At 65.4% G+C, this 15,653-nt stretch carries 9 protein-coding genes and 1 pseudogene; 3 read left to right on the top strand and 7 right to left on the bottom strand.

All coding sequences use genetic code 11. From position 1 onward, the window contains the following. Positions 1 to 107 precede the first annotated feature (107 nt). The 5 genes and pseudogenes from Pan44_RS27150 to Pan44_RS27130 form a co-directional block, all read right to left on the bottom strand. The gene (locus Pan44_RS27150; protein ID WP_145034863.1) at positions 108 to 314 is read right to left on the bottom strand and encodes a hypothetical protein; all 207 of its coding nucleotides are present in this window, start codon (positions 312 to 314) and stop codon (positions 108 to 110) included. 79 nt (positions 315 to 393) lie between these two features. Beyond that, positions 394 to 690: a type II toxin-antitoxin system RelE/ParE family toxin gene (locus tag Pan44_RS27145; RefSeq protein ID WP_145034862.1), complete on the bottom strand. Its 297-nt coding sequence runs from the start codon at positions 688 to 690 to the stop codon at positions 394 to 396. Beyond that, positions 687 to 914 (bottom strand): hypothetical protein, encoded by a 228-nt coding sequence (locus Pan44_RS27140; RefSeq protein WP_145034861.1) that lies wholly within the window; start codon positions 912 to 914, stop codon positions 687 to 689. The genes Pan44_RS27145 and Pan44_RS27140 overlap by 4 nt, the downstream gene beginning before the upstream one ends. 107 nt (positions 915 to 1,021) lie before the next feature. Then, positions 1,022 to 2,560: a ribonuclease Y gene (gene rny / locus Pan44_RS27135; RefSeq protein WP_145034860.1), complete on the bottom strand. Its 1,539-nt coding sequence runs from the start codon at positions 2,558 to 2,560 to the stop codon at positions 1,022 to 1,024. 776 nt (positions 2,561 to 3,336) lie between these two features. Next, positions 3,337 to 3,657 (bottom strand): annotated as a pseudogene (locus Pan44_RS27130) (DMT family protein); the annotation flags it as partial. Between the two features lie 157 nt (positions 3,658 to 3,814). Here Pan44_RS27130 and Pan44_RS27125 point away from each other — a divergent pair. The 3 genes from Pan44_RS27125 to Pan44_RS27115 all read left to right on the top strand — a co-directional run bounded on the left by Pan44_RS27125 (position 3,815) and on the right by Pan44_RS27115 (position 10,044). After that, a complete protein-coding gene (locus Pan44_RS27125; RefSeq protein ID WP_145034858.1) occupies positions 3,815 to 7,222 on the top strand; it encodes a hypothetical protein in 3,408 nt (1,135 codons plus the stop codon). Positions 7,223 to 7,349: 127 nt separating this feature from the next. Next, the gene (locus tag Pan44_RS27120) at positions 7,350 to 9,050 is read left to right on the top strand and encodes a HEAT repeat domain-containing protein (RefSeq protein ID WP_197453710.1); all 1,701 of its coding nucleotides are present in this window, start codon (positions 7,350 to 7,352) and stop codon (positions 9,048 to 9,050) included. An 85-nt stretch (positions 9,051 to 9,135) separates the two neighbouring features. Beyond that, positions 9,136 to 10,044 (top strand): TrmH family RNA methyltransferase, encoded by a 909-nt coding sequence (locus Pan44_RS27115; RefSeq protein ID WP_145034856.1) that lies wholly within the window; start codon positions 9,136 to 9,138, stop codon positions 10,042 to 10,044. 98 nt (positions 10,045 to 10,142) lie between these two features. On the opposite strand, the gene Pan44_RS27110 is transcribed toward Pan44_RS27115, so the two are convergent. Together Pan44_RS27110 and Pan44_RS27105 are read right to left on the bottom strand one after the other, a co-directional pair. Further along, the gene (locus Pan44_RS27110; protein WP_145034855.1) at positions 10,143 to 13,463 is read right to left on the bottom strand and encodes a DUF4332 domain-containing protein; all 3,321 of its coding nucleotides are present in this window, start codon (positions 13,461 to 13,463) and stop codon (positions 10,143 to 10,145) included. 211 nt (positions 13,464 to 13,674) lie between these two features. Continuing rightward, a complete protein-coding gene (locus tag Pan44_RS27105) occupies positions 13,675 to 15,474 on the bottom strand; it encodes a polyprenyl synthetase family protein (RefSeq protein WP_145034854.1) in 1,800 nt (599 codons plus the stop codon). Positions 15,475 to 15,653: the final 179 nt, after the last annotated feature.

Genomic DNA, 15,653 nt, shown 5'->3' with positions numbered 1-15,653 from the left:
GAGACAAGCCGGCCAGAGGTTCGAACTGCGCGCATGCGCCTGAACCCCATCTTACCCGGCCGGGACCCATTCGTCGTGGCCGGACGCCTCGGCGATCCCCAGGCCGGTCACGACAGCGAGGCCACGATGTCCGGCGACCAGGCCAGCGTTTCCGTCGTCGCTGCCGTCAAAACGGCCAGCAGTTCCGGCTCGCTCAGTTCCCCGGAGTCGTCGGCCTCCGGCACCGACTCAATCAGCTCTTCCGCCAGAAGCATCCGATCGTGTTCCGGCAGTTGCAACGCGGCCCGCAAAACGTCGTCATGGGAAATGGACATACGCGCCACCCGTTCAGACAGGGCAAAAGCACCAGCAGGAAATCGTACCCTCGGCCCGCGACAATTTGCGAGGTTGAACTCACGCCCGAACCCGCCGCCGCCAGTAATCCGGCCGCCGCCGATCATGCGCGACCGCCAGCACGAGAAAATCTCCCGGCCGCGTCACCTTGAAGATGATGTGATAGGGAAACTTTCGCAGATGGATTCGGCGAAAGTCATCGTCGACCAGATCGCATGCTTCGGGCGACGAAACGACAGACTCGAGTGCCAGGTCGATGTCACAGGCCAGGCGAAACGCGGCGTCCGCCGACTGAAAACGATACCACGACTTTGCCGCGTTCAATTCCGTCCGGGCATGGCGGTGGAACCTGATCACCGATCGTCATCAGCAAACAGCTCTTTGCGAACTTCGCTCCACGGAATCGTCGGCAGTCCGTCGTTTGCGCGTCGGCGAAGTTCCGCAATGAACTCCGGATCATCGATGTCCCACAAGTCCGGTTCGTCCGGCATCGAAGCAAACAGCTTCTCGGCCAGTGCGAATCGTTCATCCACAGGCAACTCCATTGCTGCCTTCAGGATCGCATCGTGGGCATCGGACATGGCTCATCTCGAAAAGCGATCGCGGACACCATGACAATTCTAGGGAGGACGGGAGTTCACTGGCGAGAGGAATGCACCCTCCGGACCGCATTCCGGTTTGCGAATCCCTACTTCGCCACGCCCACTGCCCTCGTCTCGCGCATCACCACGACCTTCACTTCGCCCGGATAGGTCATCGTCTGCTCGATCTGCTGGGCGATGTCCCGCGCCAGCTTGGCCGATCCCCGGTCGGTGATGTTCTTCGGATCGACGATGACGCGCACTTCGCGGCCCGCCTGCACCGCGTACACCTGGCTGACTCCCGGAAATCCATAGGCCACCGCCTCCAGGTCTTCCAGGCGCTTGATGTACCGCTCCAGAGTCTCCCGGCGACTTCCCGGCCGCGATGCCGAACACGCATCCGCCGCGGCCGTCAGCACCGTGTAAATGAATTCGGGACGAATGTCGTCATGGTGTCCCGCCGCCGCATGGACCGCTTCCACCCCCTGCCCGTACCGCTTGAGGATATCCGCTCCGATCGCCGGATGGCCCCCTTCCATTTCATGGTCCGCCGCCTTGCCGATGTCGTGCAGGAACCCGCAGCGACGCCCCATCGCCGCATCCAGGCCCAGCTGCTCGGCCATCATCCCTGTGAGATGCGCCACTTCGATCGAATGCCGCAGCACGTTCTGGCTGTAGCTCACGCGGAAGTTCAGCCGTCCCATGAACTGCAGGATCTTCTCGTGCAGCCCCGGCACCTCGGCTTCTTCCGCCGCGGCCTTCCCGAATTCCAGGATCCGCGCGTCCATCTCCTTCGTCGTTTCCTTCACGACGTCTTCGATCCGCTGCGGATGGATGCGGCCGTCCTGAATCAGCTTCTGCAGCGACAGCTTCGCCACTTCGCGGCGCACCGTGTCGAACGCCGACACCACCACCACGCCCGGGGTGTCGTCGACAATCACGTCCACGCCCGTCGCCAGTTCGAACGCCCGGATGTTGCGGCCTTCGCGGCCGATGATCCGCCCCTTCATTTCGTCGCTCGGAATGTCGACCGTCGACACCGTCGTCTCGGCCACATGCGTCGAGGCGTACCTCTGCACCGCCATCCCGATGATCTCGCGGGCCAGCCGCTCCGAGTTCGACTTCAGTTCCTGCTCGTGCTTCCGGATCAGGCTCCCCGTTTCGTTCTGCAGGTCCTGTTCGACACGCTTGAGCAGACGCTCCGCCGCAACGTCGCGTGTCAGCCCGCTGATCTTGTGCAGTTCTTCCTGTTCCTCGCGGATGATCCGCTCCAGCTCTTTCTCACGTGTTTCGACCCCCTTCGCCTTCTCGGCCAGGCGCTGCTGCGTCGTCTGCAGCATCTTTTCCTTCTTGCGGATGTCCTCGTGAACCTCGTTCAGCGTCGCCTCGCGCTTGTCGAGCGCCCGTTCGGAGTTCCGCAGCTGGTCGCGCGTCGACTGCAGTTCCCGGTCCTGCAGTTCCTTCCGCTTGAGCAGCGCTTCCTTGGCGTCGAGTTCCGCCTGCTTCGCGATGGCGTCGGCCTCACGCCGCGCATCGACCAGAAGTTGTTCTCGCGATTTGAACGCCGCTCCCTGTCGGAGCCGATCGAAGAAGAATCCGATCGCCCCGCCGATCAGGAGGGCGATAAACGGCCAGGCTTGTTGCATGGTGTGCGCTCATACGGCACGTCAGGCGGAGAGACGCCGGCGTCCGAAGCGCGAAGCAGAGCATCGTTCGATCAGGCCGCCTGATGCCGGGAATCATGGCTCCCCGCGTCAGGCCGCCTGGCCGCGCTGATCAACTCTTCTCAGGAAAGCCCGCCGGTCGGGTGGGAGTCAGGACGAAACGTGGCGCGACGCCACAACGCCCTGAAAGCCGCGCGACAGGATCGCATGGCCATGAGAAAGGAAGATGACCCTCGACCATCCGGAAACAGCGCGAACAGGTTCGCGCTGCCGGATGCTGGGAGGCTCCGTCGTCGTGCCCCGTGAGCGATTGCGTACGCCGGCTGGACTGCCAGAAACGGCCGCCAGCTTCGGCTTCGACTCCGCCGCGAGGCTGACGAAGTTCCGGAGGTCCCTCCTTCGCCCATCGATTCGCACAACGTGCGAATCCATATGGCGATGCAGGACAGCCAGGCTTCCATGTCAGTTTCCACCGCTTGATTCGTCGGGTCGAGCACAGCGCCGAAGCGCCGTCCACGAATGGCTTTCTTCACGCCTCGTTCGCGAGTCCATCCGGCTGAGACGCCGGTTCAAAGTGAATTGGAAACGTCGAACTGCACCGGGGGCAACCCGATCAAGAGCGGCCCGTCCGGTCCGGCTAAATTACCCGACCCCGGTCCGGGAATTCAACGAACGCCGCCGTCCGACAGCACCCCCACCTCAGGTTTCACGACGACTGCAACGGGTTTGACGGTCGCCCCCGAGGGCTCCTTGAAGGCGAACACGAAGAACACCGCCCCCAGGATGAACAGGAAACCCACACAATCGTTCCAGCGGATCTTTTCCCCCAGGTACCACACCGAAAACACGCTGAACACCAACAGCGTGATCACTTCCTGCAGAATCTTCAGCTGCGGGGTCGTCATCGACTCCGACCCCAGTCGGTTCGCCGGCACCTGGAAACAGTATTCCGGGAGCGCAATCAGCCAGCTCACCAGAATGGCCAGCGGAATCGTCAGGGTCGCCTTGTGCTTGAGGTGTCCGTACCAGGCGAAGGTCATGAACACGTTGGAAAGTGTAAGGAGGGCAATGGTTTTCATAGGGAACCGTGAAGAAACGCCACATCCTGGCGGTGGTCGCTGGCAATCCGTTTTGTCGAGCGCCGGCAGCCGGGTAAAGTAGCATGCGGCCCGGTGATCCTTGGAAGGGCTGTCTCTCCCCCCGGAACGCCTTCGCCCGCTTGCTGATCCGTCTATCGTGCCAGTCGCCTCTCCTCCCCGACCGCTCTCCGCCGAGGCCTCCTCGCGCCTGGAGCAGGCCGATGCGGCGGTCCGGACGGCCGACCCCACCGCGTTCCCCATCGCCCAGCGAGTCCTGAAACGCGTCATCACACAGGATCTCGGCCTCACCGGCCTGGGACTCAACATCCCCCATCGCAAGTCCTGGGGACTCGCCGCCAACCGTGCCCAGCAACTGCTCGAACCCGATGAACTCGGACTCGCCAGCTACGACGCCCTCCCACCGCACGTACTCCTGCTCGCGCGGCCTGAAGACGACGAACTCGAACGACTTGGCGCCAGCGAACTCTGTCTCCGCTACTGGCGGATGCTCTTCCATATCCGCGTCCACAGGGCCCTCGATGAAGCCCTCGAAACCGGCCGCCTGACCGACCGGCTCGTCCGACAGCACGTCGAAGCGATCGGCCAGGTCGCGTTCGACGAAATCGACGTCATGCTCCGCCGCGAGAAGTATCTCCCGCCGGATCACACGCGAACGATGGCCTTCATCGAGTTCGCGGCCGTCTTCCTTGAACTCAAGCACTTCGAACCGGGCTGGCTCGATGCCTATTTCCCGGGCCTGGGGGATGTGTCCGCCGCCGAGAAAGTCCTCGCGGGCTACCTCAACAGCGACGAGCTTCTCGTGGAAACCCATGTCGAGGGTGCCCCCCGCCAGCCGCTCTCCCCGCCCCCCGCGGATGAGCCCGGCGCCTCGCTCTGGTGGACCGACGACGACGAAAAGCCCCGCGGACCGCAAAGCTATCACCGCCTCGGGGAACGGGCGGTGAAAGCGTCCGCCCGCGGCAACAATGCCCGCGCCGCGCGGCTGTGGCTCCAGGCCGCCTATCACTCCCCCTCGCTCCTCTCCGGCGACGCCGTCCTGCACGCCCGCCGGGAAATCTCCGCCCTGACGCTCCGCCTCCAGGCGGCGCTGCGGTTCGCCGATCACGAGGCCGAGGAATGGACCGAAGCCCTCTTCGCCCTCCTGGCCGCCGCCCGTCCCGGCTTCTGGAACCCCGACGCCCGGCTGCTCTACGACCTCCAGCGCGTCGTCCTCGACCACGAACGCGATGTCTTCGTGGTCGACTCCTGGAAGTGGCTCCGCTCCTTCGGCAATCGCCCGCTGCGCCGCAAGCTGCCCTACCAGCGCGAAGTGATGATGTGCCGGCATCTCAAGTCCGCCATCCGCCGGCTCACCTCCTCACGCCTCACAGGACGCCTCCGCGACTCCCTCTCGCATCTGCTGCACCACGCAGCCGACGAAGCCGAAATTCAGCTCCGCGATCGTCTGCGCCCGGTGATTGATGGGGCGATGACCGATGTGAAGCTCGAACCGGCCAACGTCCCCGAACGGGTCGCCCGCACCAAGGTCATCGAGGAATGCCTCGATGTGATCGCCGACCAGGGACACCTCAACCTCGGTCACCTCCGCGACGCGATCTCCCGCAACCAGCTCAAGTTCCGCGACCTCTCCGACCGCGACCTCCTCACCGGCGGTCCCCTCCTGCAGCTCGACCGCCGGCTCGATTCCGTCCTCGATGGCGTCTACCAGCGCGGCGAGTTCTACCTCCGCTGGCTCCAGCGACTCAGCAGCGCCACCTTCGGGACACCCGTCGGCCGCTGGCTGACCCTCTACCTGATCGTCCCCTTCGGCGGCGCCTACATCGTGCTCGCCGGCCTCGATCACCTGCTCGAACTCATCAAACATTTCGTTCCCGGATTCCCGCACCAGCCCCTCGTCTCCAAAAAGACCCCCGAGATCACGATCCCCGTCCTGGGCGCGGTGGGGACTTTCTTTCTGGCGCTGATCCATAGCCCTCCCCTGAGAAAAGTCATCGGGCGGGGGTTCTCGTCGTTCTGGAGCGTCCTGAAAGGGGTCGCCTTCGACATTCCGGCCCGACTGCTCAAGCAGCCGGCCGTGAAGGCCTTCCTGCGCAGCCGCCCCATCGTCGCCTTCCGACGGCATCTCCTGTTCCCACTGTTCGTCACGGCGATCCTTTTCCCGCTGGCGCGCGGGCCTTCGACGTTCGTGGCGCAGAACCCCTGGGCCGTCGCGTCGATCATCTTCGGCCTCTCGATGGTTCTGTTGAACAGCCGCATCGGGAGAACCTTCGAAGCCACGACGGCCGAATGGTTCGAGTGGACCTGGTACACCGTCCGCGTCCGCATCTTCGTCGCGCTGTTTGAAGGAATCATGGATTTCTTCAAGCGCGTCATGGAGTGGATCGAGCGCGTCCTCTACGCCGTCGACGAATGGCTCCGCTTCAAGAGCGGCGAATCGCAGGTCACGCTCGTCATCAAGGCGGTGCTCGGTCTCTTCTGGAGCTTCATCGCCTACCTGATCCGGTTCTGCGTCACGCTGCTGATCGAGCCGCAGATCAACCCCATCAAGCACTTCCCCGTCGTCACGGTCTCCCACAAGATCATCCTCCCCATGCAGCCGATGCTGGCCGGCCAGCTCGCGCCCGCAATGGGGCACGCCTACGCCAACACCGTCGCCGGCGCGATCATCTTCGGCATCCCCGGCGTCTTCGGGTTTCTCGTCTGGGAGCTGAAGGAGAACTGGCGGCTGTACGCCGCCAATCGCAGCCCCACTCTCAAGCCCACCATCGTCGGCTCCCACGGCGAAACGGTCACTCGCCTTCTCCGGCCCGGCTTCCATTCCGGGGCCCTTCCCAAGGGCTACGCCAAACTGCGCAGGGCCGAGCGCCGCTTCGATTCCGGCAAGCGGGCCGCGATCGCCCGCGCACACGAGAAGCTGCACCACGTCGAACGCGACTTCCAGCACTTCGTCGAACGCGAATTGATCCACCTGCTCGAGGCTTCCGGGCTGGTCGACGCAGGAGAACTGCACGTCGCCGAGATCCACGTGACGGCCAACACGATCCAGTGGTCCCTCGCCTCGAGACGGTTCCCCGATGATCCCCTCCAGGCCACCTTTGCCGAGCAATCGGGTTTCCTCGTTGCCGGAATCGACGGGACCGGCTGGCTCGATCTCCTCGGCACGCAGCGACGAATCGCCTGCGGCATCGCCGTCGCCGGCTTCTACGCCCTGAGCGGCGTCGACATCGTCCGCGAACACCTCGCCTCGGCCCTCCACCGCCGCTACCACTCCTACGACATCGCCGACTCTGGCCTCGTCGTCTGGCCCGAGCCCGATTTCGAAGCCGAAATCACCTACCCGTTCAGCGACTCCCGCACTCTCTCCCCCCGCCCCGCTCGCCTCGCCGAACGCTACCAGCTCCCGCGCCTCGAAACGGACGACCTGTTCTTCGCCCGCACAGCGATCCGCTGGAGCGACTGGATCGAGTTCTGGTCCCGGCCCGCCGCATCGTTCGATGCGACCATCGCCGGACACCTGCCGAACGTCCTCCCGAAAGGCCGGTAACGACCAACACCGGGAAACCCTCCGGATGCGATTCAATTCGCTCTTGGTTTCCCGAGGGCGTTATACTCAAACCCCCGGTTCGCGCGTTCGAACGGGCCCGAACACCCTTCGCGTCTCGGTTCTGCGTATGTTTCGATCCTGCCTCACCCTCGCGCTTCTCTGTGGTCTCCCGCAGGCCCTTCAGGCCGCCGATGCCGCCCGCCAGCAACAGGCGATCGGCCGCGCCGCGGCGTCCGTCCGAAGCAATTTCGCGAGCTACCACGAAGGCTATAAGACCATCGCGGCTCTCGCCCTGCTCAAGGCAGGAATGCCCCCGCAGACTCCTGAAATCCAGGATGCCATCGGCGAGATCCAGAAACGCATCGATCCCGCCAAGGGCTACGGGCTGGCCGGTCATCGCGAGTGCTATTACATCGCCGGCGTCGACGCCGTCCTCCTCGCCGATCTCGATGGGGAAAAATACCGCAACGAGCTGATCGCGATTCAGAAGTTCATCGAGCAGGGACAGCGGGCCGATGGCTCGTGGGACTACCCCGGCATCATGGATCGCGGCGACACCAGCGTGACCCACTACGCCCTTCTGGGGCTCTGGGCATGTGCCCGCGCCGATGTCCCCTCGCCGCCCGAGGTCTGGAGCAACTCCATCAAGTGGCACCTCTCCATCCAGAACAACGACGGCGGCTTCAGCTACAAGCCGGGAACGGCCCAGGGCTTCGGCGGCGGCGCCTCCGTCCTGAACATGACGGTCAACGCGGTCGGCAGCATGTCCATCGCCTGGATGCACCTGTCTGACGTCCCTCCCAACCTCGAAAGCGAAGGACCGAAATCGCCGCCGAAGCCAAAGCCTGCCGTGGCCAAGAACAACTCCGTTCTCGAGGCCGTCCCGGTCAACCTCCCCCCCGCAGCTGGCCCCCTTGGCGACACCGCCGGCATTCCGGAGGGAACCGCCAAGGCCATGAAGCGCGCCTACGCCTGGATCGTCCCGCGCTTCACCATCGAAAACCCCGTTCCCGGCTTCTACGCCTACTACTTCTACTCCCTCGAGCGCATGACGGCCCTCGTCAACATCAGCTCGATCGGCTCCCATGAGTGGTACAACGAGATTTCCGACGTGCTGGTGGCCAAGCAGAACATGGACGGCAGCTGGGGAAACACTCCCTCAGACACCTCGCTCGCCATCCTCGCCCTCGCGAAATCGACGGCCAAGCTGCTGAAACGCAGAGACCCGATCGCCACCTTCGGCAATGGCCTCCTCCAGGGAGGCCGCGGACTCCCCGACGCCAACGGAGGAACTGCGAAGGCCAAGACCGACGGAAAGCCGGCCACGCCTCTCGATCAACTCCTCGCCTCCCTCACCAAGGCCGATAACCTCGACATCGAAGATGTCCAGGAGCAGTTCGTCGAGCAGGTTCAGATCGGCGATCGCCGCGAACTCATCCAGCAGAAGGGCCTGCTGGTAAAACTGATCCAGCATCCGAACGTCGAGATTCGCCGCACGGCCGCCTGGGCACTCGGCCGAACGAACGATCTGAGTCTCGCCCGCTACCTCATCACGGCGCTCGAGGATCCCGATGTCGACGTGAACATCGAGGCTCACAACGCCCTCTGCTGGATCAGCCGCAAACCCGCGGGCTTCGACCTGCAGCTCGATCCGTTCGAAGGCCTTCCCCTCGATGCCGGCGTCGACATTCGCGAAGCCACGCTCAAAGGCTGGCGCAACGCGGCTCTCAAGGCCTGGGGCGACTGGTATCTCAGGAACCGCCCCTACAAGGACCGCGGTGACGAGTTCGAGGCCGTCCTCCGCGAGAAGCTGGCCGCGCTGAAGTAAGAGCGGCGTCCACGAACCGATTCCCGAAGCCGCTCAGGTGTCGCGCGTTCCCGCGCAACGACGACGCCAACCTTCCACTCGACCCATGAAATACCGCTCCACCGATCGACATCGCCCGAAGGACGCCCGCCCCAGGCCCCACGGAGCGAAGGAGCATCGCGGTCGACGTCCGTCCCCTCGCCCGTCCGATCAGGACGAGCAGAAATACCACGGCCGCCACGCCTGCCACGCGCTCTTCGCCAAAAGGCCGGATGACATCATCCGCGTCTATGTCGACCAGCCGCGCGTCAAGGAATTCAGCGCGCTCCTGAAATGGTGCGCCGAGCAGCGCCGCGCCTATCACATCGTCGAAGAGGAGAACCTCGAGCGCCTGGCCGAAACCGTTCACCACCAGGGCATCGTCGTCCTCGCCCGCCGGCAGGTCGATCTCACCGACGACCGCCTGCTCGATGCGATCCGCACCGGCCGAGTCGCTGGCTCACTCCTTTACCTCGACGGCGTCCAGAATCCGCACAACCTCGGAGCGATCCTCAGGACCTCGGCCCACTTCGGCATCGGCGCGGTCCTCGGCCAGCGCGAGCAGCTCCCAGGCGTTACCGCTTCCGCGGCCCGCGTCGCCGAAGGCGGCGCCGAGACAGTCCCCCTTGCCCGACTCCATGATCCCGCAACCGTTCTTCTGCAACTGAAGGGGCTGGGATACCGCCTCTTCGCGACCGCCAGTGGCGCCGGAGGGAATCTCTACAGGGCGGGCCTCACGCCGCGGTCGGTCATCATCCTCGGCAACGAGGTCCACGGCGTCTCTCCCGAGATCGCCGCCCTCGCGGATGAATCGCTCCAGATCCCGGGGACCGGAGCGGTGGAAAGCCTCAATGTCGGAGTTGCCTGCGCCATCCTCATCAGCGAAGTCGCCCGCCGCGCACACACCGCCGAGAAGCCGCAGCCACACCCGCCCGGGCGCCCGCCGTACCGCGGTCCCAGGCGCAAGCAACGCTGAACGCTGACGGTGTCCTCGTGCCCAGGCTGGAGCCTGGGCACGCACCCTCGTCGAAGCTCCGCTTCGAGTCCCATCCACTACAGCAACGCAAAGACGCGCTACGCCGCCCGGCGATCCTGCCTCGACCGCGCAAACTCGACCCACGCCGCGATCTCTTCACGCTCCGGCGCGGCCGACGACCGCAGCATCCGCTGCCCCGTCTTCGACTTCGCCAGCATCGCAATCGCGTCGAACGCTTCTCCCGGCGCGGACGTCGCCAGAGAATCCACCGTCGGGAATCCGCAACCGACCAGCAGCTGCGCATCGTGACCCCGTAGTTCCGGAATCTCGCACATCAGACGCGACTGCTGCTGCCAGCCGGTGATCACCTCGGCCGTGATCGCGCGATCCGCGATGTTCTCGGCCAGCTCCGCCGGATCGCGCTGCAGCAGGTGAATCACGGTCTGCACGCCGGCCCGGTTCAGCAGGCGGGCTGTCTTCGGGCCGATCGAGGGAGCATCCACGATCGGGCTGTCGATGGTCAGGAAATACCGCGCGTCCGTCTCAGCCGACGCTGATCCACGCGACCGGGCATTCGATGATGCCGTGAATCGGGAGCGCCGCGACCGACGGGTTCGCTTTCGTGAGCTGCCGTCGCCCTCGCCCGCCGGCTTCGGTCCCTGGTCATCGGGGTCTTGATTGTCGGAATCGTCCTCCGCGTCTCCACGAGCCAGAGCCAGGATTTCCCGGGGGGCCTGTTCGTCCCGCACCCGCCGCGCCGCGCGAATCCACTCCGCCACCTCGTCTTCGCGAGGCCAACTGTTGCGATCGCGAATCCAGGCGTGCCAGGGCTGCGGAGTCGAACCCCGGAACCTCTGGATCCGCTGCCAAAGCACCTCCGCCGTGAACCGGGCCAGCTTCTCCGGCCCGTGAACTCCCACCGCGGCCAGGAGCCGCACGTCCTCTTTCGAAACATTCGGCAGGCCATCGAGCAGGGCCGCCTCCGCCTGCCACGTCGCGAGATCGATCCGCGAGATCCCCAGCCGCGCCAGCAGCGTCGCTTCCGCTCGCGGGTCGAGGTCCAGCACCTGCCTCAGCGTGTGAATCCCTTCGTGGGCCAGCAGCGCTGCGGAGGATGCGGAAAGCGACGGAATCTCCGTGGCCAGACGCAGATCGTCGTCGCTGAGATCGGCCGGCGTCACCACGACCTTGCGGGGCGCGTCCTGGGGAACTTCTGTCGTCGAGGGCACAGTGGCCGGAGTCGCAGCAATGGACACCACCGGCGCGGCGGGTACGAACGGCGCCCGCGCGGCCCGCGATCTCGTCGCCCCGATCAGCGTGTGAATCGCCGCGCCCCGATCCTCCAGCATGTCGACCAGATGATCCTGGCATGTGAGGAACAGAATCTGTCGCCCGCGCTCGGCCGCGGCGCTCAGCAGGTGCGCCGCCGCTTCCAGCCGATGTTCATCGCTGTCGACCAGCACATCGTCCAGGACGAGCGGGAATTCCAGGCCGCGGCGGGCATACTCGTCCACCAGGGCGACCCGCAGGGCGAGGGCCACCTGAAACAGGGTTCCGCGGCTGAGAGCGCTCGCCACATACGGCGATCCGTTCTCGGCGATGATCTGGAGCTTTGTCGCGTCCTCACTGGTGCGCAGCGCGCGATAACGTCCCAGCGTGAGCAGGTCGAGATGCTCGGACGCTTCCGAGATCACCCGGCTCGATTTGTCGCGAACCAGCTGGCTTTCCACGGTGCGGATCTCATCGTCGATGGCCGCCAGCTCGGTGTGCTTCGCCTGGAGTTCATCGACTTCGCGGCGGGCGTCCTGGAGACGTCGCTCGCAGTCCGCCAGCGCAGCGTCGATGTCGATCGAGCGATGCTCCTCGATCACCCTCCGCCGCCGGATCTCCAGTTCACACGATAGCCGGATGGCCGACTGCCAGTCGCTCCACAGCGCCGACTGGCGCTCCATGAGCGCCGTCTGGAGGTCGACGTCGCCCGGACGAGCGTTCGAAACGACGTCCTCGCGCTCCCGGACAGTGCGCCGCGTCACGACCTTCGGCGTCGTCGCCCGCATCGTGGCGCTGTGCTGCGGGCATCCGCAGTACTGCCGCTCGGCCGTCACCGTATGCGCCAACCGGCTCATCAGCGGATGGGCCGCTTCTTCCAGCAGTTCTTCCCGGCGCATGCGAAGCCAGTCGATCTGCTTCCGCAATCCCTGTTCGCACGCATCGACCGCAGCCAGTTCCGTACGGCTCTGCTCGAGCTTCCAGGCGGTCTGCTGACGGCTCAGTTCCTGGCACGAAAACTCGACCTGCCGCCGCATCTCATCGACGACCGACCCCAGTCGTTCGCCCAGGTTTTCACACACGCAACTGCCCGCCAGGCGCGCCGACGCCAGCCACTGCACGGTTCCGCTGAGCACCTGCAACTGCATCTGCATCACCCGCAGCGCGTCCCGCTGCCGGCGTGCGAAGGCGAACCGGTCCGGTACGTCCGAACCCGCGTTCTCAGCCGCTTCGCGACTCAGTTCGTGTCGCGAAGCCGCCAGATCCTTGAGTGCCTTCCGCAGGTGCTCGATCCGCAGATCGAGTTCCTCGACCTCCGGCAACCGCGGATTCACAGACGGCGTTTCGGCCTCCTGCAGATACACGACGTCCACGACCGTCCGGGAAGTCGCGTTCCAGAGACGATCCTCACACTCCGACAGGTCGGTCGAAACCGCCTGCCAGTCGAGATCGAGCGCCTGGATGTCACGGTCCAGCGCCGCCAGCTTCTGCTCCACGTCGACTCGCGCCCGCAGCAGGTCCGCCTTGCGCTCGTCGGCCTGACGCTGAATCTCCAGCGCCTCGCGCTCAATCGCTTCACAAAGCAGCAGCAGTTCCCCGCGCCGGCCCGGCTCGCCGATCTCGCGAAGCAGCAGCGACCGCCGGCTGTGCAGGTGCGTCAAGCGCGTCGACAGCGGTCGCTCATTCCCGACGACCGTCGACAGGTCGATGCCATCCTGCCGCGCCAGGCTGATCAGTGCTTCCACCGAGTTGGCGTCGAAGCTCCCGGCGGTGAACAGCACGCTGAGTCGTTCATCGTCGAACGCCTCGATCTGTTTGCGGAGCGACTGTCCTTCATCCGCAACTCCCTGCCGGACGTTGATCGCGAGGGTTTCGTATTCATCCGGTCGGCTGTGGCGAATGACGGCCAGCCGGCGGGAGCCCCATTCGACGCCAATCGTGCCACCGGCGGCGCCACTCCCGACCGGGGGAATCAGCTGCCGTCGCCGTGCCTCGGCAAACCCGGCAAAGATGCCGCGGATGAACTGCAGCAGCGTCGTCTTCCCGGAGCCGTTCGGTCCATGCAGAACGTTCAGCCCTGGTGCAATCTCAGGGAGAGAGTACTTCGACAGGGCCCCGAAATTGTCGATTGAGAAATCCGTGAACTTCATGGGCGTCCATGCCCCTTTCGCCGCTGATTGAGGATGTCATCACGGCTCGCCAGAGAGACGATCGCCGCGTTCAATCCGCACCCCAAAAACTCCGCCCCGCGCCATCGAACGCTAACCCACAGACGTTTTTCAGGGCAATGCCGATTTGCCCGCGGGAACGCGCGCCGCAGCGCCGATTCGGCCCTCACACGGGCGGAAAGAACTCGACGCTTCAGGAAGCGGCGTCAGCAGTTGCGCCGTTTTCCAGAAGCAAGCCAATCGGCTGGTCGGCCGGCAGCACTGTATCCAGGAGAAACTGGAACAACTGCCGCAGTCGGGCCGGCTGCACGCTATCGGCCAGCGCCTGGGCCCGCGCCCGCGATGCCACCACCATCCGCGCCGCGGCGGGAAACGCGCCGAGTTCGGCGAACAGGCCCCGCAGCCGCTCGAGCTGCTCGGCGTCGTTCACCTCCGATTCGAGCCTGCTGCGGATTTCCTGCCGCTGAGCATCGGTGGCCGCTCCCAGTGCTAATGCCAAAAGGACCGTCGGCCGCAGCGCCAGCGCATCCTGGCCGGCCACCATCTTGTTGTTCGAATCGCCGACCCAGTCCCCCAGGTCGTTCACGATCTGGAATCCGACCCCCAGCTCGCGGCAGAACTCCGTCACCGTGTCCCGATAACCCTCCGCCGGCGCCGCCAGCCGAAGCCCCGCGAACATCGCCGCCTCGAACGCGGGCGACGTCTTGAGCGCGTACATCTGCACGGCGTCGGCAGGCGTCAGCGACCAGTCGGGATGATCCCGCCAGGCCATCTCCGCCCCCTGCCCGTCGCACAGGTGCAGGTGCGCCTGCGACATGCTTTCGATGATGTCACTCGCCACGTCCGTCCCGAGTTCGCCCCGGCAGGAATTCACCAGCCGGTAGCCCAGCCCGATCAGGTAGTCCCCGATATTGATCGCCGGCCCCACGCCGTGGCTGCGATGCAGCGTCTGTCGCCCGTAGCGGAACAGGTCGTCGTCCTGGATGTCGTCGTGGACCAGAGACGCCTTGTGGAAGGCTTCGATCGCCATCGCCACGCGGCAAACCGCATCGCTGAACGGCTGCCCGTCCGCTTTCGATCCCGAAAGCAGGCCCCCGCCAGAAGCCGCGTCAAAGGCCGCCAGCGTGATGAACGGCCGAAACCGCTTTCCACCGTTCGCCAGCCAGTCATAGGCCGCGTCCTCGGTCATCCCCAGCGGCGTTCTGGCCGCGGCAGGAGTCTTGCTGTGAATCCGCGGCAGCAGTCGTTCGAAGTCTTCACGGAACAGTCGGGCCGCGGCCCGCATGGCCGCCAGGTAACCATCCGGCTCCTGGACGCGGGCCGACACCTGGGTCTCGAGCACGTCCGTCAGCCACGAACCTTCAAGATCGTCCGCGACCGGCGGGCGCAACGGCAGCGGCACCGCGAACGACGCCACTCCCGACAGCACCGAATGATCGAACGCCCGTTCCAGGTCCTCGAGCGACGCGAGTCCCAGGATGGCATCGACCCGTCCTTCGAGCAGCCGTCCCAGCACGTCATGCGTCGCCTCGGCCGACAGCACCTGGTAGCCGAGCTGCTCCGCCCGCTTCAGCAGCGAGTTCAGAGGTCCGGTCGTCGCCAGTTCGCCCGGAGGATGCAGCAGGAGTCGCCGGGAAAATGGCACGGCCAGGAACTGGTCCCGCCGGGTCAGGTTGCCCAGCAGCACCATCACGTAACCGAGATACTTGTCCGGCTGGTTGCAGTCCGACAGGACCACCCGCGCGAGCCGCTCCAGTTGGGGCTTCGTGCTGGCATCGCCCGAGCGCAGACCTGCCGCGTGTCGTTCCGCGGCGTCTGCCAGCTGCGAACGGATCGCGGGCGGATCCGGAAAGGCCATGGTCGAGAACGTTCCGTTCCGGCCGGAACGGGATGACCCGGTCGCGCTCACGCCGTGGGCTTCGGGGCCGCGGGAACGGGCAGCGGAACTCGCGTTTTTGGCCGCGACGGCGCCATGCGGGGCAGCGTTATCCAACGGAGCCTCCTTCACATGCGCTCCACATCCCAACGGGCGGCAAACCGCCTGCAGTCCGCAAGTTCGCCGCGCCACGCATAAGTCGAAACACTCACTCTCAGGTCGCTCGTCTGCGACCACACCGCGAAGCGGGACCCGGTTCGTGTGCTCCGGTCCGTCGCTTCCGAATCAATCGCAAT

It is taken from the genome of Caulifigura coniformis, from assembly GCF_007745175.1.
In the GTDB taxonomy this organism is placed as follows: Bacteria; Planctomycetota; Planctomycetia; order Planctomycetales; family Planctomycetaceae; genus Caulifigura; species Caulifigura coniformis.
This window is presented reverse-complemented; position numbering and strand designations above follow the sequence as displayed.

Coding starts and splice junctions, on each gene's coding strand:
- Pan44_RS27150 (WP_145034863.1), bottom strand. CDS start 314: ATGTCCATTTCCCATGACGACGTTTTGCGGGCCGCGTTGCAACTGCCG.
- Pan44_RS27140 (WP_145034861.1), bottom strand. CDS start 914: ATGTCCGATGCCCACGATGCGATCCTGAAGGCAGCAATGGAGTTGCCT.
- rny (WP_145034860.1), bottom strand. CDS start 2,560: ATGCAACAAGCCTGGCCGTTTATCGCCCTCCTGATCGGCGGGGCGATC.
- Pan44_RS27120 (WP_197453710.1), top strand. CDS start 7,350: ATGTTTCGATCCTGCCTCACCCTCGCGCTTCTCTGTGGTCTCCCGCAG.
- Pan44_RS27115 (WP_145034856.1), top strand. CDS start 9,136: ATGAAATACCGCTCCACCGATCGACATCGCCCGAAGGACGCCCGCCCC.
- Pan44_RS27110 (WP_145034855.1), bottom strand. CDS start 13,463: ATGAAGTTCACGGATTTCTCAATCGACAATTTCGGGGCCCTGTCGAAG.